14 protein-coding genes are annotated in these 25,672 nt (G+C 64.5%); 12 read left to right on the forward strand and 2 right to left on the reverse strand.

Annotated features, from left to right (window positions below; genetic code table 11):
* Nucleotides 1-29 precede the first annotated feature (29 nt).
* The 11 genes from prpB to pbpC all read left to right on the forward strand — a co-directional run bounded on the left by prpB (nucleotide 30) and on the right by pbpC (nucleotide 23,251).
* Nucleotides 30-926: a methylisocitrate lyase gene (prpB, locus tag ACDH77_RS05350; RefSeq protein WP_372353754.1), complete on the forward strand. Its 897-nt coding sequence runs from the start codon at nucleotides 30-32 to the stop codon at nucleotides 924-926.
* 74 nt (nucleotides 927-1,000) lie between these two features.
* A complete protein-coding gene (prpC, locus tag ACDH77_RS05355) occupies nucleotides 1,001-2,155 on the forward strand; it encodes a 2-methylcitrate synthase (RefSeq protein ID WP_014089551.1) in 1,155 nt (384 codons plus the stop codon).
* 160 nt (nucleotides 2,156-2,315) lie between these two features.
* A complete protein-coding gene (gene acnD / locus ACDH77_RS05360; protein WP_031421453.1) occupies nucleotides 2,316-4,910 on the forward strand; it encodes a Fe/S-dependent 2-methylisocitrate dehydratase AcnD in 2,595 nt (864 codons plus the stop codon).
* A 9-nt stretch (nucleotides 4,911-4,919) separates the two neighbouring features.
* Complete coding sequence (locus ACDH77_RS05365) at nucleotides 4,920-5,477, forward strand: hypothetical protein (RefSeq protein WP_011346645.1); 558 nt, start codon at nucleotides 4,920-4,922, stop codon at nucleotides 5,475-5,477.
* A gap of 113 nt (nucleotides 5,478-5,590) precedes the next feature.
* Nucleotides 5,591-6,790, forward strand: a complete 1,200-nt coding sequence (gene prpF / locus ACDH77_RS05370; protein WP_031421456.1) for a 2-methylaconitate cis-trans isomerase PrpF — start codon at nucleotides 5,591-5,593, stop codon at nucleotides 6,788-6,790.
* A gap of 512 nt (nucleotides 6,791-7,302) precedes the next feature.
* Complete coding sequence (locus tag ACDH77_RS05375) at nucleotides 7,303-9,519, forward strand: TonB-dependent receptor (RefSeq protein WP_031421458.1); 2,217 nt, start codon at nucleotides 7,303-7,305, stop codon at nucleotides 9,517-9,519.
* Between the two features lie 77 nt (nucleotides 9,520-9,596).
* Entirely contained in the window at nucleotides 9,597-10,601 is a 1,005-nt protein-coding gene (locus ACDH77_RS05380; protein WP_042773818.1) for a nucleoside hydrolase, read from the forward strand.
* A gap of 518 nt (nucleotides 10,602-11,119) precedes the next feature.
* The gene (locus ACDH77_RS05385) at nucleotides 11,120-16,021 is read left to right on the forward strand and encodes an alpha-2-macroglobulin (protein WP_218488755.1); all 4,902 of its coding nucleotides are present in this window, start codon (nucleotides 11,120-11,122) and stop codon (nucleotides 16,019-16,021) included.
* A 325-nt stretch (nucleotides 16,022-16,346) separates the two neighbouring features.
* Nucleotides 16,347-19,349 carry a TonB-dependent receptor gene (locus tag ACDH77_RS05390; RefSeq protein WP_218488754.1) on the forward strand — a complete coding sequence of 1,001 codons (3,003 nt, stop codon included), beginning with the start codon at nucleotides 16,347-16,349 and terminating at the stop codon, nucleotides 19,347-19,349.
* Between the two features lie 142 nt (nucleotides 19,350-19,491).
* The gene (locus ACDH77_RS05395; RefSeq protein ID WP_029818840.1) at nucleotides 19,492-20,439 is read left to right on the forward strand and encodes a glycerophosphodiester phosphodiesterase family protein; all 948 of its coding nucleotides are present in this window, start codon (nucleotides 19,492-19,494) and stop codon (nucleotides 20,437-20,439) included.
* 391 nt (nucleotides 20,440-20,830) lie between these two features.
* Nucleotides 20,831-23,251, forward strand: coding sequence for a penicillin-binding protein 1C (gene pbpC / locus ACDH77_RS05400; RefSeq protein WP_372353756.1), 2,421 nt, complete (start codon nucleotides 20,831-20,833; stop codon nucleotides 23,249-23,251).
* A gap of 348 nt (nucleotides 23,252-23,599) precedes the next feature.
* Here pbpC and ACDH77_RS05405 read toward each other — a convergent pair whose 3' ends face one another.
* Nucleotides 23,600-24,160, reverse strand: a complete 561-nt coding sequence (locus tag ACDH77_RS05405) for a bacterioferritin (RefSeq protein ID WP_008571580.1) — start codon at nucleotides 24,158-24,160, stop codon at nucleotides 23,600-23,602.
* A 40-nt stretch (nucleotides 24,161-24,200) separates the two neighbouring features.
* Complete coding sequence (locus ACDH77_RS05410) at nucleotides 24,201-24,683, reverse strand: peroxiredoxin (RefSeq protein WP_031421467.1); 483 nt, start codon at nucleotides 24,681-24,683, stop codon at nucleotides 24,201-24,203.
* A 162-nt stretch (nucleotides 24,684-24,845) separates the two neighbouring features.
* Between ACDH77_RS05410 and ACDH77_RS05415 the strand changes: the two genes are divergently transcribed.
* The gene (locus ACDH77_RS05415) at nucleotides 24,846-25,322 is read left to right on the forward strand and encodes an Hsp20/alpha crystallin family protein (protein WP_008571577.1); all 477 of its coding nucleotides are present in this window, start codon (nucleotides 24,846-24,848) and stop codon (nucleotides 25,320-25,322) included.
* Nucleotides 25,323-25,672 lie beyond the last annotated feature (350 nt).

Below are 25,672 nucleotides of genomic sequence, written 5' to 3' on the forward strand. Positions count from 1 at the left end.
GTACGGTGGATCCCATCCAAGGAACCGCCATGACGTCCTCGTCCACTCCCTCTGCTGGCACGCGGTTTCGCGCTGCACTGGCTGCCGAATCGCCGCTGCAGGTGATCGGCGCGATCAATGCCAACCATGCGCTGCTGGCCCGGCGCGCCGGCTATCGGGCCCTCTACCTGTCCGGCGGCGGCGTGGCGGCCGGGTCGCTGGGGTTGCCGGACCTGGGCATCAACACGCTGGAAGACGTATTGATCGACGTGCGCCGCATCACCGACGTGTGCGAGCTGCCGCTGCTGGTGGACGTGGACACCGGCTTCGGGCCGAGCGCGTTCAATATCGAGCGCACCATCAAGTCGCTGATCAAGGCCGGCGCGGGCGGTTGCCATATCGAAGACCAGGTGGGCGCCAAACGCTGCGGTCACCGGCCGGGCAAGGAGATCGTGAGCCAGGGCGAGATGGTGGATCGGGTCAAGGCCGCGGCCGATGCCAAGACCGATGCGGCGTTCTTCCTGATTGCGCGCACCGATGCAATCCAGATGGAAGGCGTGGATGCGGCGATCGAACGTGCCATCGCCTGCGTGGAAGCGGGTGCGGACGGCATCTTCGCCGAAGCTGCCTACGACCTGGACACCTATAAGCGCTTCGTCGATGCGGTAGGCGTGCCGGTGCTGGCCAACATTACCGAGTTCGGCAAGACCCCGTTGTTTACGCGCGACCAGCTGGCGCAGGCTGGCGTGGCGATCCAGCTGTTTCCGCTGTCGGCATTTCGCGCAGCCAACAAGGCGGCCGAGGCGGTCTATGCCGCGATTCGGCGCGACGGTCATCAGCAGGGCGTGCTGGACAGCATGCAGACGCGCGAAGAGCTGTACGAACGCATCGGCTATCACGATTACGAGCAGCGCCTGGATGCGTTGTTTGCGCGCAAAGGCGCATGATTGCGCGCTGCTGATCATCTCATTGCCACCTCGCACGCCACACCGCGACACCACACAGTTTGGGAGCTCATCGCATGAACGACACTGCTACTGCTGGTTTCAAGCCGAAAAAGTCCGTTGCCCTGTCCGGCACTGCCGCCGGTAACACGGCCCTGTGCACGGTGGGGCGCAGTGGTAACGATCTGCATTACCGCGGTTACGACATTCTCGATCTGGCCACCACCAGCGAGTTCGAAGAAATCGCGTACCTGCTGGTGCACGGCAAGCTGCCCAACAGCGGCGAGCTGCGCGGTTACAAGGCCAAGCTGCGCTCGCTGCGCGGTGTGCCGGCAGCGGTGAAAACTGCGCTGGAACAGTTGCCGCCGTCGGCGCATCCGATGGATGTGATGCGCACCGGCGTGTCGGTGCTGGGCTGCCTGCAGCCGGAAAAAGACGACCATAACCACCCGGGTGCGCGCGACATCGCCGACAAACTGATGGCCTCGCTCGGTTCGATGCTGCTGTACTGGTATCACTACAGCCACAACGGCAAGCGCATCGAGGTGGAGACCGACGACGATTCCATCGGCGGCCATTTCCTGCACCTGCTGCACGGCTTTGCCCCCAAGGATTCGTGGGTGCGCGCGATGCATACCAGCCTGATCCTGTATGCCGAGCACGAATTCAATGCATCTACCTTTGCGAGCCGCGTGATTGCCGGGACCGGCAGCGATATGTACAGCGCCATCGCTGGTGGCATCGGTGCGCTGCGTGGCCCCAAGCATGGCGGCGCCAACGAAGTGGCGTTCGAAGTGCAGAAGCGCTACGACACCCCGGACGAAGCAGAAGCCGATATCAAGGCGCGGGTGGAACGCAAGGAAGTGGTGATTGGCTTTGGACATCCGGTGTACACGGTGTCGGACCCGCGCAACAAGGTGATCAAGGAGGTGGCGCGCGAGCTGTCCGATGAGCAGGGCAGCCGCAAGATGTACGACATCGCCGAGCGTTTGGAGAGCGTGATGTGGGACATCAAGAAGATGTTCCCGAACCTGGATTGGTTCAGTGCGGTGAGCTACCACATGATGGGCGTGCCGACGGCGATGTTCACCCCCTTGTTCGTGCTGGCGCGCACAGCCGGCTGGAGCGCGCACATCATCGAGCAGCGCATGGACGGCAAGATCATTCGCCCCTCGGCCAATTACACCGGGCCGGAAGATCAGGTGTTCGTGCCGCTGGATCAGCGCAGCTGAGGACGCTTTGCGCAGCCGCTGATTTCTGGGTTTCGGTCGCCTTCGATGAAGGCGATCGGACCTCGCAAGCCAGGTCAGCAGCAAGACTTGCAAACCTCTGCAACGCCAAGTTCGATTCCCGATCCCCGATTTCCCCCCGCCTGCTTCGATATCGCCAGCCATGAATAGCCAGTACCGCAAGCCCTTGCCGGGCACCTCGTTGGATTACTTCGATGCACGCGCCGCCGTCGATGCGCTGCAGCCCGGTGCGTATGCAACCTTGCCATACACCGCACGCGTGCATGCCGAGAACCTGGTGCGGCGGGCAGAGCCACAACTGCTGGAGGCGTACCTGCGGCAATTGATCGAGCGCAAGCGCGATCTGGATTTCCCGTGGTTTCCGGCACGGGTGGTGTGTCACGACATCCTGGGTCAGACCGCGCTGGTGGATCTTGCGGGCTTGCGCGATGCCATTGCCGACCAGGGCGGCGACCCGGCACAGGTCAATCCGGTGGTGCCGGTGCAGTTGATCGTGGATCACTCGCTGGCGGTGGAATACGCCGGCTTCGACAAGCAGGCGTTCGCCAAGAATCGCAGCGTGGAAGATCGTCGTAATGCCGATCGCTTCCACTTCATCGAATGGACCAAGCGTGCGTTCGAGAATATGGAAGTGATTCCGCCGGGGAACGGGATCATGCACCAGATCAATCTGGAGAAGATGTCGCCGGTGATCTACACGCTGGACGGGGTGGCGTTTCCGGATACGTGCGTGGGCACCGACAGCCATACGCCGCACGTGGATGCGCTGGGCGTGATCGCGGTTGGCGTTGGCGGGTTGGAAGCGGAGAACGTCATGCTGGGGCGCGCCTCGTGGATGCGCCTGCCGGACATCGTCGGCGTGGAACTGACCGGCCGGCCGGCGCCGGGCATCACCGCCACCGACATCGTGCTGGCATTGACCGAATTCCTGCGCGCGCAGCGCGTGGTCGGCGCGTATCTCGAGTTTTATGGCGATGGTGCACGCGCACTGACCATCGGCGACCGCGCGACCATTTCCAACATGACACCGGAATTCGGTGCGACGGCGGCGATGTTCTACATCGACCAGCAAACCATCGATTACCTGCGCTTGACCGGTCGCGACGATGCGCAAGTCGCGTTGGTGGAGACCTATGCGCGGCATACCGGCCTATGGGCAGACGATCTGGCCACCGCGCAGTACGAGCGCGTGCTGCAGTTCGATCTGGCCAGCGTGGTACGCAATATGGCCGGGCCATCCAATCCGCACAAACGCGTGGCCACTACCGAGCTGGCGGATCGTGGGATTGCCGGTGCGTGGGAGCAGGTGCCGGGGCAGATGCCCGATGGCGCAGTGATCATCGCAGCGATCACCTCGTGCACCAATACCTCCAACCCGCGCAATGTCATCGCTGCCGGCTTGCTGGCGCGCAACGCCAATGCACGCGGATTGACCCGCAAACCGTGGGTGAAGAGCTCGCTGGCGCCCGGATCCAAGGCCGTGCAGCTGTACCTGGAAGAGGCCGGTTTACTGAGCGAGCTGGAGCAGTTGGGCTTCGGCATCGTGGCGTTTGCCTGCACCACCTGCAATGGCATGAGCGGGGCGCTGGATCCTGCGATCCAGCAGGAAATCATCGATCGCGATCTGTATGCCACGGCGGTGCTTTCGGGCAACCGCAATTTCGATGGGCGCATCCATCCGTATGCCAAGCAGGCGTTTCTCGCCTCGCCGCCGCTGGTGATTGCCTACGCCATTGCCGGCACGGTGCGCTTCGATATCGAGAAGGATGTGTTGGGCATCGACGCCGCCGGCGTGCCGGTCACGCTCAAGGACCTGTGGCCGAGCGATGCCGAGATCGACGCGGTGGTGGCGCGCAGCGTCAAGCCGGAACACTTCCGCAGCGTGTACGACCCGATGTTCAAGCGCAGCGTGGGGCAGGGGATCAGCGTGAACCCGCTTTACGACTGGCGCCCGACCAGTACGTATATTCGGCGTCCGCCGTATTGGGAAGGCGCGTTGGCCGGTGCGCGCACGCTACGCGGCATGCGCCCGTTGGCCGTGCTGGGCGACAACATCACCACCGACCACTTGTCGCCGTCGAACGCGATCATGGCCGGCAGCGCGGCTGGGCAATACCTGGCGCAGATGGGCGTGCCGGAGGAGGACTTCAATTCCTACGCCACCCATCGCGGCGACCATCTCACCGCGCAGCGCGCCACGTTCGCCAACCCCAAATTGATCAACGAAATGGCGGTGGTCGATGGGCAGGTCAAGGCCGGCTCGCTGGCGCGGCTGGAGCCGGAAGGCCAGGTGCTGCGCATGTGGGAGGCGATCGAAACCTACATGACGCGCAAGCAGCCGCTGATCGTCATCGCTGGCGCCGATTACGGGCAGGGGTCTTCGCGCGACTGGGCGGCCAAGGGCGTGCGGCTGGCCGGTGTGGAAGTGATCGTCGCCGAAGGCTTCGAGCGGATTCACCGCACCAACCTGATCGGCATGGGCGTGCTGCCGCTGGAGTTCAAACCGGGCACCGATCGCAAGACCCTGGGCATCGATGGCAGCGAAACCTTCGACGTGGTGGGTGAGCGCACGCCCGGCGCCACGCTGACGTTGTCGATCCACCGGCGCAATGGCGAGCAACTGCAGGTGCCGGTGACTTGCCGCCTGGATACTGCAGAGGAAGTGTCGATTTACGAAGCCGGTGGCGTCTTGCAGCGGTTTGCGCAGGACTTTCTTGAGGCAAACAGGGCCGCATAGGGCAGCACCATGGCCGATTCTTCGCGATTGATCTTCATGCTCAAGCCGCCACCGCAGGTGCTTGAAGCGATGGCCGGTGTCGTGGCCGCACACCGCCTGGATGCAATGCTTGCGGACGCGTACTTCGATCCAGGCAACTGGCATCAGTCGGTTTCGGATCGGTTTGAAGGGTCGGCTGCGCGTGCCGCAATGCTGCGCGCGGGCGATCGTCTCGATGCTCAGGCAGTGACGTTCTGCTTGAACAGGATCACCAGTGGCGGAACCGACCCGGTGCATTGGGCATTCCGGGCAGAGGGCACGCCATTTGCCTTCGTTGCATTGCAGGCTGCCATCGCAGCAGCCCTGCGTGCGGAAGGCCTGCATGTTGGGGGCGGACACACGCCGCACGTAACGATCAGCTATGCAGCGCCCGGTAAGCTCAACCAGCCAATCGTGCCCATCATCTGGCACGCCACCGAGGTGCTGTTGGTTGAAGGCGGTGGGCGACCGTATCGCTATGGACCCATCGGATCTTGGCCATTGCGACCTGAGGGGCTCATGCCGGAGCAGACGCAACTGCCGCTATGACCTGAGCAGCAAGGCGTGCCTGCGACTGTCATGGTGACGCTTGACCAGGCCGTACAGATGCATTAGGCAAAATCATTGACATCACGTCCGCACGTCGTTTCCAAGGAACATGCATGGCATTCGCTCCCCAACTCCGCATCCCCGCCACCTACATGCGCGGCGGTACCAGCAAAGGCGTGTTTTTCCGTCTGCAGGATCTGCCCGCGGCCGCGCAGCAACCGGGCGCTGCACGCGATGCGCTGTTGTTGCGGGTGATCGGCAGTCCGGATCCGTATGCCAAGCAGATCGATGGCATGGGCGGTGCCACTTCCAGCACCAGCAAGAGCGTGATCGTGTCGGCCAGCACGCGCGATGGGCATGATGTGGACTACCTGTTCGGGCAGGTGTCCATCGATAGCGCGTTCGTGGATTGGAGCGGCAACTGCGGCAATCTGTCGGCGGCGGTGGGACCATTCGCCATCGCCGGCGGCTTGATCGATCCCGCACGCGTGCCACGCGATGGCGTGGCCACGGTGCGCATCTGGCAGGCCAATATCGGCAAGACGATTGTGGCGCATGTGCCGATGGCCGATGGGCTGGTGCAGGAAACCGGCGACTTCGAACTGGACGGCGTGACCTTTCCTGCAGCCGAAGTGCAGCTGGAATTTCTCGACCCGGCCGACGATGCCGAAGGCGAGGGCGGGGAGATGTTTCCCACCGGCAACGTCATCGATCAACTGGAAATTCCCGGGCTGGGCACGCTCGATGCCACGCTGATCAATGCGGGCATTCCCACCATCTTCGTCAACGCGCGCGACCTGGGCTACACCGGGACCGAGCTGCAGGACGCCATCAATGGCGACCCGCGCGCCTTGACCATGTTCGAGACATTGCGCGCGCACGGTGCGGTGCGGATGGGTTTGATTGCGAAGGTGGAAGACGCCGCGACACGGCAACACACGCCCAAGGTCGCCTTCGTGGCACCGCCGGCCGACTACACCGCGTCCAGCGGCAAGCCGGTGCACGCGGCCGAAATCGATCTGTTGGTGCGTGCGATGTCGATGGGCAAATTGCATCACGCGATGATGGGCACTGCAGCAGTGGCGATCGGCACCGCTGCAGCCGTGCCGGGCACGCTGGTCAATCTGGCTGCCGGCGGTGCGGCGCGCTCGGCGGTGCGCTTCGGGCATCCATCCGGCACCTTGCGGGTCGGCGCGCAGGCGCAGCTGGTCGAGGGCCAGTGGCAGGTGACCAAGGCGCTGATGAGCCGCAGTGCGCGGGTGTTGATGGAGGGGTGGGTCAGGGTGCCGTCGCCGGTTGCCGAGGTTGGATAGGCCGGCGCAGGGTGTTGGCGCGCGTGGATGCACGCGACACATGCCTGGCGTGCGAGGCGCTTCATCGGTGCTGGTGTGCGATAGCGGCATTGCGTCGGTCGGGCACCCCTGGTGGCGATGCGGAGCCGGCGTCGCGCTGCCCGCATTAGCCGGATCTGCTCCGCATCGGCTCTTCCAGGCATGCGCGTAGAACCCAGAACATCTGCGTTTCAGTCCGGCGTGTGTCCACCCTGGATGGTCATTCCCGATGCCATTGATCGATGTTGTTGCGCCCCAAGCGATTGGCGCTGGCCACCACAGCAGTAAATTGCAGCGTGGCCAGCGTCGCTAACGAGCCTCCTTTTTCGCCATCGTGTAAAACGCACTGCTGTGTTGCATTAATTCGAACGCTGTTTCGAATTCTGGAAACTTTTTCGCACGCGCCCTGCCATAATTGTGTAAATCGTGTTAATTCTGTTGCACCGCGGCACGCAGGCCGGGCCGCCCCGCCACCAGAATCCGGAGTTCTTCCCATGTCCGCCAGCCGGTCGCTCAAGATCAGCGCGCTTGCCGTTGCCGTCGCTTCCTTTCTTCCGCTCCATGCCGCTGCACAGCAGACGCCCGGCGACGACGGCGTCGTGCGTCTGGATGCGGTCAAGGTCACGGTCGAGCGGCGTTCGGAAGACTCCAAGGATGTGCCGGTTTCCGCCTCGGTATTGCGCCCGGAGTTCCTGGATGCCATCTCCACCAGCGGCTCGGACATCCGCGTGCTGGCCGGCAAGGCGCCCAGCCTGAACATCGAATCGTCCAACGGCCGTGTGTTCCCGCGCGTGTACATCCGCGGCTACGGCAATACGGACTTCAACACCTACGCCTCGCAGCCGGTGTCGTTGATCTATGACGACGTGGTGCAGGAAAACGCCTTCCTGAAGGGCTTCCCGATCTTCGATCTGGAAGGCCTGGAAGTGCTGCGCGGCCCGCAGGGCACGCTGTTCGGCCGCAACACGCCGGCAGGCGTGGTCAAGTTCAATTCGGTCAAGCCGACCATCGGCGCCAATGACGGCTACGCCAGCCTGTCGTACGGCACCTACGGCACCATGACCCTGGAAAGCGGCCTGAGCATCGCGATGGGCGACCATTGGGCAGCGCGTCTGTCCACGCTGGGCCAGCGCCGCGACGATTGGGTGGAAAACCGCGACGGCCGCGATCTGGAAGGCTATACCGATTCGGCCGTGCGCCTGCAGCTGCTGTACCAGGCCAGCGACGATTTCAGTGCCTTGTTCAATGCGCATGCGCGTCATCTGGACGGTACCGCGCGCCTGTTCCGCGCCAACATCATCCAGCCCGGTACCAATCAGCTGGTGGATGGCTTCGATGCGGAAAAATCCTTCATCGACGGTGCCAACCGCCAGGAACTGCAGACCTACGGCGGCAGCGCCAACCTGACCTGGGACCTGGGCGACATCGCGCTGCACTCGATCACCGCCTACGAAGGGATCGGCAAGTACTACAGCCGTGGCGATATCGACGGTGGCTTCGGCGCGGTGTTTGCGCCGCCGTCGGGCCCGGGCGTGATTCCGTTCCCGGTGGAAACCGCCGGCGGCATCAAGAGCCTGGACCAGTACAGCCAGGAAGTGCGCGCCGAATCGCAGTACGACGGCCCGCTCAACTGGCAGGCCGGCCTGTACTACTTCCACGACGATGTGGAAGGCGAAAACTACACCTACAACACCCTCAGCGGCGGTGATCTGGCCAGCTATCAGCTGACCCGCCAGCGCAATACCTCCTGGGCGGCGTTCGGCTCGTTGAACTACGCGGCCACCGACCGTTTGAACCTGCGCGCCGGCATCCGCTACACCTACGACAAGAAGACCTTCGACGTGCTGGCGCTGGACCGCGTCACCCTGGTCGAACCGTCCAGCGGCGAGACCGACAACTCCAAGGTCACCGGCGATCTGGCGGCCACCTTCTCCATCAACGACGCCGTCAATGTGTACGCACGTGCCGCACGCGGTTTCCGCGGCGCCAGCTTCGGCGTGCCGTCGGGCACCGCGCCGCTGACCGTGGCCGAGCCGGAGACGGTGGATTCGTTCGAGGTCGGCATCAAGTCGGACCTGTTCGACAACCGCGCGCGCCTGAGCTTTGACATCTACGATTTCCGCGTGAAGAACCAGCAGCTCACGGCGGTGGGTGGCGCGTCCAACGACATCCGCCTGCTCAATGCCGACAAGACCAAGGCCCGCGGCGCGGAGTTCGATTTCGAAGCCTTGCTCACCCAGAACCTGCGCGTCACCGCCGGCGGCGCCTACAACTGGACCCGCATCGACGACCCGAACCTGTCGGTGGGCATCTGCCGTACCTGCACGGTCACCGACCCGATCAACGCGGCCGGCCGTGCGGTGATCGACGGCAACGACCTGCCGCAGGCAGCCAAGTGGATGGCCAACGCCACCCTGCGTTACGGCATTCCGATGGGCAACGACGGCGAGCTGTTCTTCTACACGGACTGGTCGTACCGCAGTGAAGTGAACTTCTTCCTGTACGACTCCAAGGAATTCACCGGCCAGCCGCTGGTCGAAGGTGGCGCCAAGATCGGCTACAACTGGGGCGCGGGTGCGTACGAGTTGTCGGTGTTCTGCCGCAACTGCACCAATCAGATCCGCGTGACCGGTGCGATCGACTTCAACAACCTCACCGGCTTCATCAACGACCCGCGCATCGTGGGTGCGCAGTTCCGCGCCAACTTCTGATCGGCGTTTTGGTGGAGCACTATCGAACCGCCGGCGATCATGCCGGCGGTTTTTTTTATGGCAGCAGGAGTGGGCAGATGCAGCGGACCTGGCAACGCGCGTGGGTAGCGATGGCGATGTGGTGCGTGGCGACAACCGCGGGGGCGCAGCAGTCGGCCGCGGCCGTGCAATCCACGCTGGCATCGGTGCAGGCCGAGAAAGTGGTGGTCTCTACCGACGTTGGCGACGATATCGACGATGCCTTCGCCTTAGGGCTATTGCTGCGTCGCCCGCAGTTGCAGGTGCTGGGCATCGCATCGGCATGGGGCGACACCGCGTTGCGTGCGCAGTTGCTGCAGCGGTTGTTGCAGCAGGCCGGGCGCAGCGAGATTCCGCTGGCAGCGGGCGCGCGTACCACCAGCACCATCGCCTTCAGCCAGGCGCGCTGGGCGGCCAAGGGGCAGTTGCCGGCGGCACTGCCGGATGCGGCCGCGATGATCCTGCAGCAGGCGCGCCAGCATCCGGGCGAGGTCACCTTGCTGGTGCTGGGGCCGATGACCGATGCGGCGCTGGCGCAGCAACGTGACCCGGTCGGCTTTGCCAAGCTCAAGCGTGTGGTGGCGATGGGCGGATCGGTGCGGGTGGGTTATGGCAAGTCTGCGTATCGTCCGGCCAGTGCACCGGCGCCGGAGTACAACATCCTGGCCGATGTGCCTGCAGCGCAGCGCGTGTTCTCATCTGGTGTGCCAATCGTGCTGTTGCCACTGGATGCCACGCAGATCAGCCTGGAAGAACCCGAGCGCATCGCACTGTTTGCGCATGGCGACGGGCTGACCGATGCGCTCACGCAGCTGTACTACCAGTGGCGCAACACCGACCAGCCCTGGGCCAGTGCCACGCCCACGTTGTTCGACGTAGTGCCGGTGGCCTGGTTGCTACGCCCGGCGCTGTGCCCGACCACGCCCTTGCATCTGGACGTGGATGCGCAAGGCTATACCCGCGAAGGGGCTGGTGCGCCCAATGTGCAGGCCTGTTTGCACGTGGACAAGCCGGCGCTGATCGAGATGTACATGCGTGCGTTGTTGGAGTTGCACGGAGAATGAGGAACACAAAGAGTCATGCCTGAGTCCCGCGGCGAGTGCTTCTTTGCAGCTCTTTGTGATCTAGTCAAAAGCCGGGTTGGTCGACAGCGCGGTGCCCTCACCGATCACGGGACACGCCGTGAACCCGTCCATCGGGCCCGCAGGCGGTGAGGGCACCGCGCTAGACAGTTGGCTGCTGACCAACTGAAAGCGGGTCACTTCGCTCGCGTGCTGCCGTGGATCGATTGTTTGGCATTCGATGGACGCGAAGACAGGACGAGCGAGGCCCTGCAGGCAAGTCGCAGTCCAGCTGCCTGCGCCAGGCGGCATGACGTGGTTCGGCGGTCGCTCCAAGCGCGGTTACCAGACCACTGCGCTCACCGCCAGTCTGCCATCGCATCGCTCGCCAGCAGCGCACGCTTGCCGCCCATCGGCAAGCAGCCACGTCGTCGCATCGGCGCCATCAGCCAGATGCGCAGCGTCGTTATACTTGCGTTCTCACATTGCGAGTAGCACGAATGGACAGCCAGGGATCACGGATGATGCGGTCGGGCACGCGGCGGGTTGTGCTGTGGGCGGTGTTGCTGGCCGTGGCGATCGGCGCGGTGGCGTGCAAGCGCAACGAAAGCGGTCAGCTACCCGCCGCCAGTGGCGAGGCGATCAAGGCCGAAAAGCAGGCCATCACCGGTTTCGCGCTGGCGCGTGCCTATCCCGACCAGACCAGCGACGGCCTGTCGCTGGCACTGGAATTCTCGCGGCCACTGGTCGGCACGCAGGATTTCGATGCGCTGGTGCGCTTCGAAGAAAAGGTCGGCACGGGCGACAGTAGCTGGACGCTGTCCGAGGACGGCAAGACGCTGCGCTACCCGTACGTCGAAGCGGCCAAGGACTACACCGTCCTGGTCGACGCCAACCTGCTGGCCGCCGACGGCAGCCGCCTGGGCAAGCCGCTCAAGCAAAAGGTCTACACCGGCGAACTCAAGCCTGTGGCCGGGTTCGCTTCGCAGGGCAGCGTACTGCCGGCGCGCGAGAGCCGTGGCCTGCCGGTGGTGTCGGTGAACGTGCCGGAAGTGGACGTCGAGTTCCTGCGCGTGCGCGAGAAGTCGCTGCCGGCGTTCTTCCAGCAGTTCCAGCGTGGCGGGCGCCGTGGCAGCTGGGATCTGGAGAGCGAATACAGCGGCAATCAGCCGTTGTCCAAGCTGGCCGACCCGGTCTACGTCAATCGCTTCATCCTTGGCGGCAAGCAGAACGAGCGTGTGCTGACCTACCTGCCGACGCAGGACATCAAGGAACTGCAGGAACCGGGTTTGTATTTCGCGGTGATGAAGCGCGCCGGCAGTTTCGAAAACGAATTCGACACCGCGTTCTTTACCGTCAGCGACATCGGCCTGCATACGCGCGCCTACAAGGACAAGTTGTTCGTGCACACCGCCTCGTTGCAGAGCGGCGAGCCGGTCAAGAACGTGGAGCTGCGCATCCTCGATGCCAAGGGCGAGTTGTTCCTGAAAGGGGCGACCGACGGTAACGGCAATGCGCTGCTCAACTACACGCTCGACGCCGGCCATGTGCTGACCGCACGCAGCAAGACCGACATTACGCTGCTGCCGTTCAACCAGCCCGCACTGGATCTGAGCGAGTTCGCCGTGGCCGGGCGCCAGGGCGCGTGGTTCGATGTGTTCGCCTGGGCCGGTCGCGATCTGTATCGCCCCGGCGAGACCATGCGCGTCTCGGCGATCCTGCGCGACAACGACGGCAAACCGACCAAGCCGCAACCGGTGTTCCTGCGCCTGAAGCAGCCGGACGGCAAGACCTTCCGCGAGACCAAACTGCTGCCGGGCGAGCAGGGCTACTTCGAATTCGCCCAGCAGATTCCGGCCGATGCACCGACCGGCCGTTGGCAGGTGGAATTTCGCACAGATCCGGCCAGCAAGGACGCCGTGCAGGGCATGACCGTGCGCGTGGAAGAGTTCCTGCCCGAGCGCATGAAGCTGGACCTGGACAGCACGCAAAAGACCCTGAGCGCCGGCCAGCCGTTCAAGCTGGTGGCCAATGCCGCGTATCTGTACGGCGCACCGGCCGCTGGCAACCGTTTCACCGCCAAGCTGGCAGTCAGTGTGGAGCAGCATCCGCTCGAAGCGTTGCCCGGCTGGTTCTTCGGCGACCCCACGCTGGAGCTGCCGCGCGAAGCCAGGGACGTGATCGACACCGAATTCGGCGGCGACGGCATCCTGCACGAAGACATCGCATTGCCGGACGAGGCCAAGCCGGTCAGCACGATTGCCGCGGTCGTCTCCGGTAGCGTGTACGAAACCGGCGGGCGCACGGTCACCCGCACCCTCAAGCGCGTGCTGTGGCCGGCCAAGGCGCTGGTCGGCGTGCGCCCGTTGTTCGACGACGCCGACGGCGCCGATGCCAATGGGACGGCGCGCTTCGAAGTGACCCGCGTGGATGCCGACGGCAAGCCGCAGCCGGCCAAGGGCCTGAAGGTCACGCTGGTGCGCGAGCTGCGCGATTACCACTGGAACTACACCGACAACCACTGGGATTACGACTTCACCCGTCGCTTCGAAAACAAGGACACGCGCACGCTGGATGTGGGTAGCGTCAATGCCAAGATCGATTTCCCGGTGGAATGGGGCGAGTACCGCCTGGACGTATTCGACCCGGCGAGCGGGCTGACCACGCGTTACCCGTTCCGCGCCGGCTGGAGCTGGAACGATGAAAACCGTGGCCTGGATGCGCGCCCAGACAAGGTCAAGCTGGCGCTGGACAAGACCGGCTACCGTGCCGGCGACACGCTCAAGGTCACGCTGACTCCGCCGCATGCCGGCAAGGGCGTGCTGCTGGTGGAAAGCGACAAGCTGTTGTACGTGCAGGACATCGACGTCAAGCCCGGCAGCAGCTTCGAGATTCCGGTGACCGAGGCGTGGGAGCGCCACGATGTGTATGTCACCGCACTGGTCTTCCGCGGCGGCAGTGCGCCCAGCAAGATCACCCCGGCACGCGCGGTGGGCGTGGCCTATGTGCCGATGGACCGCAAGGCGCGGCGGGTGGCGGTGGGCTTGTCCGCGCCCAAGCAGATGCGGCCCGAGCAGCCGTTGCCGGTGACGGTGAGCGTGCCCGAACTGGCGGGCAAGGCCGCGCACGTGACCATTTCGGCAGTGGACGTGGGCATCCTCAACATCACCCGTTTCCCGGTGCCCGATGCCAACGCACAGTTCTTCGCGCAGCGTCGTCTGGGGACCGATGCGTACGACATCTATGGGCGGGTGATCGAAAGTTTCGAAGGCGCCAGCGGCAAGCTGAAGTTCGGCGGTGACATGGCGCTGGAAGCCTTGCCGCAGGCCAAGCGCCCGACCGCGCGCGTGCAGACGGTTGACCTGTTTTCCGGCTCGGTAAAACTCGACGCAAAGGGCAATGCGCGCGTGCAACTGCCGGTGCCGGATTTCAATGGCAGCTTGCGCGTGTCGGCGTTGGTGTACTCGGATACCCGTTACGGCAACCGCGATATGGAAACCATCGTGCGTGCGCCGATCCTGGCCGAAGCCAGCATGCCGCGCGTGATGGCACCGGGCGACCGCAGCACGGTGACGCTGGACGTGCAGAATTTCACCGGCAAGCCGGGCGAATTCAACGTGCGTGTGGAGGGCATTGGCCCGCTCGCCATCGGCGAGGCGTCGCGCAGCGTCAAGCTCGGCGTGGACGCCAAGCAGACGCTGAGCTTCCCGCTGAGCGCCACCGAAGGCTATAGCGTGGCCAAGGTGCGCGTGCGCGTGGATGGCAATGGCTTCAAGGCCGACCGCAGCTACGAGCTGCCGGTGCGCGCCGGCTGGCCACAGGTGTTGCGGGCACAGACCCGCGTGCTCGACCCGCTGGCGCCGATCACCCTGGACAGCGGCTTTGCCGATGGCCTGATGGCCGGCTCGGTGACCGCGCGCATGGTGGTCAGCGCGTTGCCGCCGATTCCGTTCGCCAGCGCATTGCAGGGCGCGTTGGAGTATCCGTACGGCTGCGCCGAGCAGACCACCAGCAAGGGCTATGCGGCGCTGCTGCTCGACGATGCCGCCGCCAGAACGCTCGGCACCAAGGGGCTGGAGGCGGCCAAGCGCCGCGAGCGCATGGAAGGCGCGTTCGGGCGTCTGGCGTCGATGCAGATCGCCAGCGGGCATTTTTCGATGTGGGGCGACGATGGCCACGTCAATCCGGGCCTGACCCCATACATTGCCGAATTCCTGCTCGACGCCAAGGAGGCCGGTTTTGCGGTGCCCGACACGGTGCTGCAGAAGGCGCTCAATCGCCTGAGCGAAGATCTGTTGTCCGGTGGCAACGAGTTCTATGGGCAGGACCGTCGCGACAACTTGAAGTTCGCCAATCAGGCCTGGTCCGGCTACGTACTGGCACGCGTCAACCGCGCGCCGCTGGGCACGCTGCGCGCGCTGTACGACAACCAGCGCGACAAGGCGCTGACGGGCCTGTCGCTGGTGCATCTGGGCATCGCCTTGTCGCTGCAGGGCGATACCAAGCGTGGCGATGCGGCGATCAAGGCCGGGTTTGCCAAGGACAGCAGCGAGCGTCCGCCGTACTTCGGCGATTACGGCAGCGCGATCCGCGACGACGCGTTGATGATGGCGTTGCTGCACGAACGCGGTTTGTCCAAGCCCGAGTACGACACCCGCGCGGTGGCCCTGGGCCGCGCGCTGGATGCACGTCGCGCGACCGGTTGGTTGTGGCTGAGCACGCAGGAGCAAGTGGCGCTTGCGCGGTTGGGCAAGGCGTTGATGGTCGGGCAGGGCAAACAGGTGTCCGGCAGCTTGACGGTGGGCGACCAGGTACAGCAGATCGCACCGGCACGCGTGTTCGGGCGCAGTTTCGACAGTGCCGCCCTGGCGCGCGGCGTGCAGTTCGCGCCACAAGGCGAGGCGCCGATGTACGCCAGCCTGGAAGTGGCCGGCATTCCGCGCAGCGCACCGGAACCGGACACGCGCAATCTCAGCGTGGAGCGCAGCTGGTACACCACCGACGGCAAGCCGTGGACCCCGCGTCCACTCAAGGAAGGCGAAGCGTTGATCGTGCGCGTCAGCATCACTGCCAACAGCAGCATGCCCGACGCCTTGCTCACCGACCTGTTGCCGGCCGGTTTGGAAATCGAGAATTTCAATCTGGGCGATGCCAAGCAATGGGCCGACGTGGTGGTGGACGGCATCGGCATCAGCGAGCGGTCCAGCGCCGCCGACGTCAAGCACGAAGAGTTCCGCGACGACCGCTATGTGGCCGCGCTGGCGCTGTCTTCGGGCAGCAAGGCGCAGGTGTACTACCTGGTGCGTGCCGTCACCCCGGGGACCTACACGGTGCCGCCCTCGCTGGTGGAAGACATGTACCGGCCGGAGTTGCGTGGTGTGGGGCGCAGCACGCCAGCCACGATGACGGTGGTGCAGCCGTAAGGTGACGCGTTCGCCCTTCTCCGTCGGGAGAAGGGGCCCTGCCAGGGGCGGATGAGGGGACGAGCGAAGCCTGGTGTCGTTGGCATGGCATGAGTGGCTTCGCCCGTACCCTCACCCCAGCCCCTCTCCCGCAAGTAGAGGGGCTTTTGCAGCGCGCTTGCGATGTTTCCCGGTAGCCGCTGAGTGCTTGCTTCGCATGCAGCGATATCGCTGCGCCTTGTCTTCTCGGTGCGATGGTAGCGACACGCAAAGGTCATTTTTACGCTCTACGGTGGCGTGCTTTCTCATCAGCGCAGCATGATTGCTGCGCGACTTACGGGATTCCATGCAGCGCTTCGATCCGTACCGTATGCACCTGTCCGTTCTCGCTGTGGCCATCGCAGCATGCTCGCCTGGCGTGCAGGCTCAAAGTGTCGCTACCTCATCCGACTCCGCGCGCCTGGCGTCATCGATGCGCCCAGCCGGTGCTTCATCCAACGAAAGCCAGCGACCTGTCGAGACAGCGTCAGCCTTTGAAAAACTCTCTGGCCTCGCGACCGCAGCCTCGCCGAGCGACGCACCCAACAGCGACGCACCTAGCAGAGATGCAACTGCCGCAGACATGGCCAAAACCGGCGTACAAACCCTCGATGCCATGCAGGTCACCGGCGTGCGCCGCGCCAACGCGGCTGCGGTGGAAAGCAAGCGTGCGGCCACCAATATCACCGATGTGATCAGCGCCACCGACGTGCGTGCCTTGCCCGACAGCACCATCGTTGAGGCATTGCGGCGCGTGCCGGGCTTGTCCGTCTTGCCTGCCACCGACAACGAGCATCCGCGCGATGAAGCGGCCACGCCGGTATTGCGTGGCCTGGGGCCGTCATACAACAACGTCACCATCGACGGGCTCACCATCGCCTCGCCCGGTACACCGAACGGCACGCTCGGTTCGATCACCCGCGGTGTGCGCCTGGATCTGTTGCCGGCCTCGATGGTCAGCGAATTGCAGGTGGTCAAGACCTTCACGCCCGACCTGGACCCCAACGCCACCGGCGGTGCGATCAACCTGAAAACCCGCAGCGCGTTCGAAAACGGCGGCAAGCCGTTCTTCAGCGCCGAGGCGGCGCTAGGCCACGCCAACGATGTGGGCAAGCCGCGCGATCAGGACGATCCGGGCTATCGCGTCAACGCCACCGGCAGCCGCACCTTCGGTAGCGAGCAGCAGTACGGTCTCACCGTGTCTGCCAACTATCAAACGCTGAGCAGCTACACCGAAACCCATATGACCACCGACACGGTGCACTACGGGTTCTACGACAACAGCGGTGTGTTGCAGACCGGCGACAATCTCGGCAATGGCTGGGCGGTGCCGCAGCAGGATAAATACTGGTACGTGCAAGATCAGCGCGACCGTTATGGCCTCACTGGCAAGTTCGAGATGCGGCCCAGTGCGGCGCTCGAAGCCTACGCCATGGCCGGCTACTACTATTTCAAGGACGACATGGAGCGCAACGAGGTCATCATCGACCCGCGCAACCGTGGCCAGGTCTTCAATCAAACCGCAACCTCCGGCAGTTATCCCGGTGGCGACATCGAGGTGGGCTATTCGAACCAGATCGTCACCACGCGTACCAAGGTGGCGCAGCTGGGAACGATCTGGCGGCCCACCGATCGCCAACAGCTTTCCGCGCGTGGCGCGTGGTCGGATGCGACCTACGACGAGCCGATTCGCATGATCAAGTACGCCACCGGCATCACGCGTCCGGCACCGGTGCCGGTGGGCCAGACCGGCAGTGGCGTGACCATCAATGCCACGCCCAATTATGCGTTCAATTACGACACTTCCGGCCTGGATCAACGCTTCGGCGTGTCGCCGCAGGCGTATGGCGACCTGGACAATTACAGCCTGTCGTACTGGCGCCCGGACTATAAACGCACCGCGTCCGACCGCATCCTCACCGGTCGGCTCGATTACGGTTTCAACCAAGGCGAAAGCGATCAAGGCATCGGTTTTGCGGCAGGCGTGTCGTATACCACCGACAAGCCGTCCTATGAGATCTATCGCGTCGAGTATCAGCCCAATACGACGGCGCCGGCGTTCGGCCTGGCCGACGTGGTAGGCACCGGCAGGGCGCCGATGCGCTATGCCGGTTTGAACCTGCTGAGCATCGACCCGAACAAGGCCAATCGCGTGCTGGCGGCCACGCCGTTGAGCGCATTCAACAGCACCGACCAGCAGGCCTTCAGCAACCAGGATAATTTCACGCATACCGAAAAAATCTTCGGCAGCTATGGCTTGGTCAGCTATCGCAGCGATCGCTTGAACGCGCAGGCCGGTGTGCATTTCGACAGCACCAAGCTCGACACGGTGGGCCGCCAGCGGCAGCTGGATGCGGCAACCAATCACTACGTGTACGTCGATAACCCGACCAGTGCGGATTACGACTATCTGCTGCCTTCGGCGGTGATGACCTATCACCTGACCGATGCGCTGGATCTGCGTGCCGGTGCAAGCCGCACGTTGGGCCGCCCGCCGTACGACGCCTATGCGGCGCGCACCTCCATCGGCTTTGTCAATACGACAGACGCCGGCAACCCGAATGCGCAGGGCGTCACCGTCACCATCGGCAACCCCGACATCAAGCCGCGCGTATCCAACAACCTGGACCTGTCGCTGGAATGGCGCCTTCCCGGCGATTTCGATGCGTTCGCATCCGCTGCCGTCTTCGACAAACATATCCAGGACGAGATCTTCACGCTCTCGCGCACCGATAGCTTCACCTTCGACGGCACCACGTATGCGAATGCGTTGATCAGCACACCGGCCAATGCCGCCAAGGCGCGCATCCGTGGTGTGGAGTTCAACGGCATCGTCAACACGTTAGGGCCGGTCGCGCCGTGGTTGAGCGGCGTCGGTTTCAGCGCAAACCTCGCATTGCTCGATGGCAGCCTGGACGTGCCTTACAGCGTCGGCAGCGGCAGCAGCCTGACCCAGCGCGAGCGCACGCTCGACAATCTGGTCGGTCAGCCCGATTACACCGCCAACGCGACGCTGTTCTACAACACCGGTGGGCTGGAACTGCGTGCGGCCTACAACCGACAAGGCAAGGCGCTGCGCGCGGTCGTCAGCAATATCGCCTGGCAGGACCTGTATTGGTCGCCGCGTTCGCAACTGGATTTCACCGCCACCTATGCGGTGAGCAAGCAGTTGAGCCTGATCGGCCAGGTCAGCAATATCACCCACAGTCGCATCACCAGCGTGACCGGCCCCGGGCAGAATCTGCTCAAGGACAGTTACTCGGTGCCCACCACCTATTGGGTGGGTCTGCGGTTCACGCCCACGTTGTGAGGTCAGCCGGGCAAGAGGTGGCGGAGCCTGCCATCCTGAAATCGATGCCTGCCGTCCACCCGCTTAATTTCAGCCGCGTGTGCGACGCGGCAACGCCGGTCCGCCGCGCTACCGTTTGCAAACATCTGCTTGGAGTTGTTCGATGACATCACGCCCTATTGCCGTCCTCGCCGCCGTGCTGTGCACAGTCGTGACCACTGCAGCAAGTGCCGCACCGACAGGCGTGGCCGCGATCCAGGCGCGCCTGACCAACCCGCAGGGCGGCCTCGTCGTGGTGGCGCACCGCGGATGTCATGCCGCCGCGCCACAGCATGGCTTCACCGAGACCGCGCCGGAAAATTCGCTGGCGGCGTTGGAGCGCTGCATCGCCATCGGCGCCGATGTGATGGAAACCGATGTGCGGCGTGCCGCCGACGGCAGCCTGGTGATGCTGCATGACGCCACCGTGGACCGCACCACCGATGGCACCGGCAAGCTCTCCGAGTTGACCCTGGCCGATCTGCAGAAGCTACGCCTGCGCAGCGACGAAGGCGGTGCACAGGCACCGCTGACCGACCAGCGCGTGGTCACGCTCGAGCAGATGCTGGCCAAGGCCAAGGGGCACATCCTGCTCAACCTGGATGTCAAAGACGCGATCTACGTGCAGGTGATCGAGGCGGTCGCACGCGCCGGCATGCAGCATCAGGTGATCGTCAAGGCCGAAGCCGGTATTTCTACCGCGCCACTGGCTGCGATGCCGCCCTTCAACACCGTGTACTTCTTCCCGATCCTGATCAACGCGCATGGCAATGCCGATCTTGCGGCCATTGCAACGGCACAGACGCGCAATGCGCGTCCGATGGCATTCGAGTTGCCCAAGATGACCGCCGCGCAATTGCCGGCCCTGGCAGCGGTGAGCAAGGCGCACAACGTGCGGCTGATGGTCAATTCGTTGTGGGAAGGCTTCATTGCCGGCTATGGCGGCGATGCGGACGCCGAGCGCGACCCTGGCAGGGTCTGGGGCCGGATGTATCGCGACGGTGTGTCGATCATCCAGACCGATGCACCGGAAGCCTTGTTGCGCTACCGCGCCACGTTGGAAAAGCGCTGAGCGGAAGCGACTATGCCGCCTTCCCAAGCGGCGGCAACCAGGTCTGGCACGGCGCGCCGTGCACCAGACAAATCGACGGACGAGACATAACGTCTACCGAAGTGCGCACGTGGGCATCGCCACCAGCTGCCGCCAATGCGTGCTGCTGCCGAAGGCCGCCGGCCGCGCCTTCGGTGTGAGTGGCCTGATCATCGCAGCCACCTGCATGCGGTGGCCACAGGTAGGATCAGACGGTTGCGCGCAGGCAGGTCCGCATGTGGCTCACGGGCTGTGCCTGGCCTTGCGCCCGTCGCTTGTCCGGCTGGCTGTGCGGCTGATCGCGCTGCCGATACGCCAGGCCCGAGCCGCGTAGGAGTGGCCGAAACGCGTTTTGCCCTGCATGCTTTGCGCGATGGATGAACAGCCGCAGGCACCAACAGGGATGGACCGCACGCAGCCGCGCCCGCAAGCGCCGAACCATCAGGCCCGCAACCGACGTCGCTGGCTGCGGTGGCTGCGCTTGAGTGCGGCGGCCTTGCTGGGCGTCATGCTGTTGCTCGATCTGGCTTTCCCATTGCCGTTGCCCAAGTCCCGCGACACCTCCACCTTGGTGGTTGCGCGCGACGGCACGCCGTTGCGTGCATTCGCCGACCGCAATGGCGTATGGCGCTATCCCGCCACGCCGCAGAGCGTCTCGCCGCTGTATTTGCAGGCGCTGCTGAACTACGAAGACCGCTGGTTCTGGCGTCACCCGGGCGTCAATCCCTGGGGTCTGCTGCGTGCCGGTGGGCAGTGGATCGGGCAGGGCCACATCGTGTCCGGTGGCTCCACGCTGACCATGCAGGTGGCGCGCATCCTGGACCCGCATACGCGCACACCGTGGGGCAAGGCCAAGCAATTGTTGCGCGCGTTGCAGCTGGAAGCGCACCTGAGCAAGCACGAGATTCTGATGCTGTATCTGGAGCGTGCGCCCTATGGCGGCACCATCGAAGGGGTGGAGGCGGCCAGCTGGGCGTATCTGGGCAAGCCGGCCAGGGCCTTGTCGCACGCCGAGGCCGCGTTGCTGGCGGTATTGCCGCAGTCGCCCAGCCGGTTGCGCCCGGACCGTCATCCCGAAGCCGCGCAGCGCGCACGCGACAAGGTGCTCGATCGCATGGTCGAGCTGGGCGTGTGGTCGCGCGCGCAGGTGGACGATGCGCGCATCGAACCGGTGGTCACCCGCTCGCTCAAACCACCGTTGCATGCCGCGTTGCTGGCGCAGCGCCTGCACAGTGCGCAGCCGCGTGCGGCGCGTATCGTCACCACGCTGGATGTGGAATTACAGCGCACGCTGGAAGAGCGCGTGTCCACGTATTTTTCGCAGCTGCCGGAGCGCACTTCCGCGGCATTGCTGGTGGTGGACAACGCCACGATGGAGGCGCGCGCCTATGTGGGCTCGGCCAGTTTCGGCGACCGCAAGCGCCTGGGTCATGTCGACATGGTGCAGGCATGGCGCTCGCCCGGCTCCACGCTCAAGCCCTTCCTGTATGGCATGGCGCTGGACGATGGCCTGATCCATTCCGAAAGCCTGCTGGTGGATGCGCCGCAGAGCTTTGGCGACTACCGGCCCGGCAACTTCGATGCGGCGTTCAACGGCCCGGTGAGCGCGGCCACGGCGTTGCGGCTGTCGTTGAACGTACCGGCGGTGGATCTGCTTGATCGCATTGGCCCGGCGCGCTTTGCTGCGCGACTGTCCAATGCCGGGATTGCGCTGCATTTCCCCTCCGGCAGCACGCCGTCGCTGGCCTTGATACTGGGCGGCACCGGCGCACAGTTGCAGGAGTTGGTGGGCGCGTTCGCCGCGCTCAATCGCGGCGGCATTGCCGGACGTGTGCGCTATACGCCGGATGACGCGCGCATCGATCGGCGCCTGATGTCGCCGGGTGCAGCGTGGATCGTGCGCGAAATCTTGCAAAGTAATCCGCGGCCCGGATACGGCAGCGGTACTTTCGACACTACTGCACGCCCAGGCGTGGCGTGGAAGACCGGCACCAGTTACGGCTACCGCGATGCATGGGCCATTGGCGGAACGCGGCGTTACACCGTCGGCGTCTGGGTAGGACGGCCGGACGGCACCCCGTTGCCGGGCCAATACGGTGCGGTCACCGCATTGCCGTTGATGTTCGAAGTCATCGATGCTTTGCCCCGCAGTGCTGGCGACAGTGCGCCATTGCCGATGCCGTCCTCGGTGCAGGCAATCGACATCTGCTGGCCGCTGGGCGGCGCTGCCGATCAGACGCCACCGGCTCTGTGCGCACGTCGTGCCGATGCATATGCACTCGACGGTGCGGTGCCACCCACCTTTGCCGAGCGCGATGCGCGCCTTTGGCAAAGCGGGCAGGTGCGCTTCGAGGCCGATGCGCGCAGCGGTCAGCGGTTGTCGCAGGAATGCAGCCAACCGCATGCGCGTGCACCGCGCGCGGTGGCGCGTTGGCCAGCGTTGGTCTCGCCCTGGCTCAGTACATCCGAACGCGCCGCCGCGCAACTGCCGCCCTTGGCTGACGACTGCGTGCCGGACGGGCGCATGACCGGTGGCGGGGTGCTACGCATCGACGGCTTGAGCGACCGCGCCACGCTTGCGCGGGCCAACGACGCCGCGCGCCCGGTGCGGTTGCAGTTACGAGCGCTGGGCAGCGAGGCGCGAATCGATTGGCTGCTGGATGGCCGCTGGATTGCGCAAACCAGCGGAAGACAAGGGTTTCAGCGCGATTTCGAAGAAGTGGGGTTGCACACGCTCACCGCAATGGCCAGCGATGGCGCATGGACGCAGTTGCGCTTTCGCGTGTTGCGCTGACCGGGTTGCCAACCAAGTGCGACCGCCCCGTGCGTGGCGGCAGACCGGCTGTGCGCGACAAACGTGTAGGAGCGCACCTGGGCGCGAAGAGGTCTTACCGGGAATGCGTCATCGCGCCCAGGTGCGCTCCTACAGAGGCGTTGACGAAGGCGGCGGCGTGTCGGATCTGGCCGCCTCATGCGATCGTTGCTCATTCGGGACGCGACCGTTTACGCGCAATCTGGCGGCACAAAAAAAGACAGACAGGGCGCTCGAGGCGCTGCCCTGTCTGTCTCATCATTGAATCGATTTCAATTTCAACTCGCTGCGATCTCCATCGCAACGCATCGCTACATCGCAGAACTCAACTCACTCGCCAATCCAGCCTTCCAGCATGTCGGCAAATTCATCGGCATGCTCTTCTTCCTGGGCCAGGATGCTTTCGAGAATGCGCTTGGTGGTGGTGTCCTTGTCGCCGATGAAGTCGATCATCTCCCGGTAGCTATCGATGGCGATGCGTTCGGCGATGAGATTTTCCTTGACCATGTCGCGCAGGTCGGTGCCTTCCTTGTATTCGGCATGCGAGCGCTTGGTCAGGGTGTCCGGATTGAGATCCGGTTCGCCGCCCAGCTGCACGATGCGCTCGGCCAGCTTGTGCGCGTGCTCTTGCTCCTGTTGCGCATGCTCCAGGAACTCGCCCTTCACTGCGTCGGCAAGCATGCCCTTGGCCATGAAATAGTGGCGGTAGTAGCGCAAGGTGCACACGTATTCGGTGGCAAGCGCGGTATTGAGCAATTCGATCACCTTCTCGCGATCGGCGTGGTAGCTCTCGGTGATGGCGCCGTCTTCGATGCTCTGGCGCGCGCGGGCGCGCAAGGTGGCAGTGTCGGTGATACCGGCGGGAGTTTTGGTGGCTGGCTGATCAGACATGGCTGGCCGTTTTCCTTCTGAGTGATGGGAGAAAGGGGTCTCAATCCGGCAGATGCTGCAGCACGTAATCGGCTGCAGAGACTTTGAATTCGCCGGGTTCTTCAACAAACAACGCCTTGACCACGGCGTCGTCTGCATACAGCGCGTAGCGGCGTGAGCGCAGGCCCATGCCCGAGCCGCTGGCGTCGATTTCAAGGCCCAGGGCGCGCGCCAGTTCGGCGTTGCCGTCGGGTAACAGGTGCAGGCCGTCGGGAATCAGCTGGCTGCGTCCCCAGGCCTGCATCACGAACGGGTCGTTGACCGCGGTGCACAACACCTCGATACCGCGCTTGCGGAATTGCTCGAAGTGTTCCACGTAGCCCGGCAGGTGCTTGGCCGAACAGGTGGGGGTAAAGGCCCCCGGTACCGCAAACAGCAGCACCTTGCGGCCTGCGAACAGGCTGTGGGTGTCGATGGCCTCGATGCCATCGCGCAGGTGCTTGAGCACGACTTCGGGAATGCGGTCACCAACGTGGATGGTCATGCGGCTAGCTCCTGTGGCTGAACGGATTCTAGAAAGGGGTAGGGGAAAAGCGCGTCAACGCGCTTGAAATCCGTGCGGCCACGCCTATCTGACGCACATGGCCGGCGCAACCGCGCACCGCGCAGTCGCCGGCCCCGTCATCAACCTGTTTGGAGGCTTTCAATGAACATCGTTCGTTATCCCCAATTTCCCACCCACGCGCTGCAGAACGAGATCAAGCATGTGTTCGATCGCTTCTTCGAGCAGAACGGCGACACCGACGAATCGGCCGTGGTGACCGCGCAGTGGGTGCCGCGCGTTGACATCAAGGAAGAGCCCAATCACTTCGTGCTGTACGCCGATTTGCCGGGCATCGACCCGAGCCAGATCGAGGTGCAGATGGACAAGGGCATCCTGTCGATCAAGGGCGAGCGCAAGAGCGAATCCAGCACCGAAACCGAGCGCTTTTCGCGCATTGAGCGCCGTCACGGCAGCTTCCATCGCCGCTTCGCGCTGCCAGACAGCGCCGATGCCGATGGCATCACGGCTGCGGGCCATAACGGCGTGCTGGAAATCCGCATTCCCAAGCGCCCGGCCGCCACGCCGCGCCGTATCCAGGTGGGCAACGGTCAGAGCACCAGCGGCAGCACGGTGCAGTAAGCGTAAGGAACGTCGCGGCGGCGCGCTGTGCAGGCGCGCGGTGTCCGCTGGGCCGGCCTGTACTGTGCGTGCAGGCTGGCCAGGCGCCCGGCAGTTTCGCATGGCACCTCATGCCATGCCGGAACTGGCCGTCGCGCGACGCTGGACCTGGAGCGAGGCCGCAGCTTCGCTCTCCGGCGACAGTCGCGCCGTAGAATAGGCGCGGTTGCCCGCCCGGCTGCGAATAGATTGGCCAACAGCTCCATGGCGTGACCGCTTGTGGACGCGGCTGGTATGCGAACCCGGCACGTACGTCCGTACGGTGCAGGGTGCGTGCCTGCCGCGCCGCACTCGCGCTGTCCGCCGCAGCG

It is taken from the genome of Xanthomonas axonopodis pv. maculifoliigardeniae (assembly GCF_041519315.1).
Lineage (GTDB): Bacteria > Pseudomonadota > Gammaproteobacteria > Xanthomonadales > Xanthomonadaceae > Xanthomonas > Xanthomonas euvesicatoria.

Bases quoted from the DNA above. Each gene is read 5' to 3' on its own strand.
- acnD (WP_031421453.1), top strand. From the start codon at position 2,316: ATGAATAGCCAGTACCGCAAGCCCTTGCCGGGCACCTCGTTGGATTAC.
- prpC (WP_014089551.1), top strand. From the start codon at position 1,001: ATGAACGACACTGCTACTGCTGGTTTCAAGCCGAAAAAGTCCGTTGCC.
- ACDH77_RS05405 (WP_008571580.1), bottom strand. From the start codon at position 24,160: ATGTCTGATCAGCCAGCCACCAAAACTCCCGCCGGTATCACCGACACT.
- ACDH77_RS05410 (WP_031421467.1), bottom strand. From the start codon at position 24,683: ATGACCATCCACGTTGGTGACCGCATTCCCGAAGTCGTGCTCAAGCAC.
- ACDH77_RS05365 (WP_011346645.1), top strand. From the start codon at position 4,920: ATGGCCGATTCTTCGCGATTGATCTTCATGCTCAAGCCGCCACCGCAG.
- ACDH77_RS05395 (WP_029818840.1), top strand. From the start codon at position 19,492: ATGACATCACGCCCTATTGCCGTCCTCGCCGCCGTGCTGTGCACAGTC.
- pbpC (WP_372353756.1), top strand. From the start codon at position 20,831: ATGGATGAACAGCCGCAGGCACCAACAGGGATGGACCGCACGCAGCCG.
- prpF (WP_031421456.1), top strand. From the start codon at position 5,591: ATGGCATTCGCTCCCCAACTCCGCATCCCCGCCACCTACATGCGCGGC.
- prpB (WP_372353754.1), top strand. From the start codon at position 30: ATGACGTCCTCGTCCACTCCCTCTGCTGGCACGCGGTTTCGCGCTGCA.
- ACDH77_RS05415 (WP_008571577.1), top strand. From the start codon at position 24,846: ATGAACATCGTTCGTTATCCCCAATTTCCCACCCACGCGCTGCAGAAC.
- ACDH77_RS05375 (WP_031421458.1), top strand. From the start codon at position 7,303: ATGTCCGCCAGCCGGTCGCTCAAGATCAGCGCGCTTGCCGTTGCCGTC.
- ACDH77_RS05385 (WP_218488755.1), top strand. From the start codon at position 11,120: ATGATGCGGTCGGGCACGCGGCGGGTTGTGCTGTGGGCGGTGTTGCTG.
- ACDH77_RS05390 (WP_218488754.1), top strand. From the start codon at position 16,347: ATGCAGCGCTTCGATCCGTACCGTATGCACCTGTCCGTTCTCGCTGTG.
- ACDH77_RS05380 (WP_042773818.1), top strand. From the start codon at position 9,597: ATGCAGCGGACCTGGCAACGCGCGTGGGTAGCGATGGCGATGTGGTGC.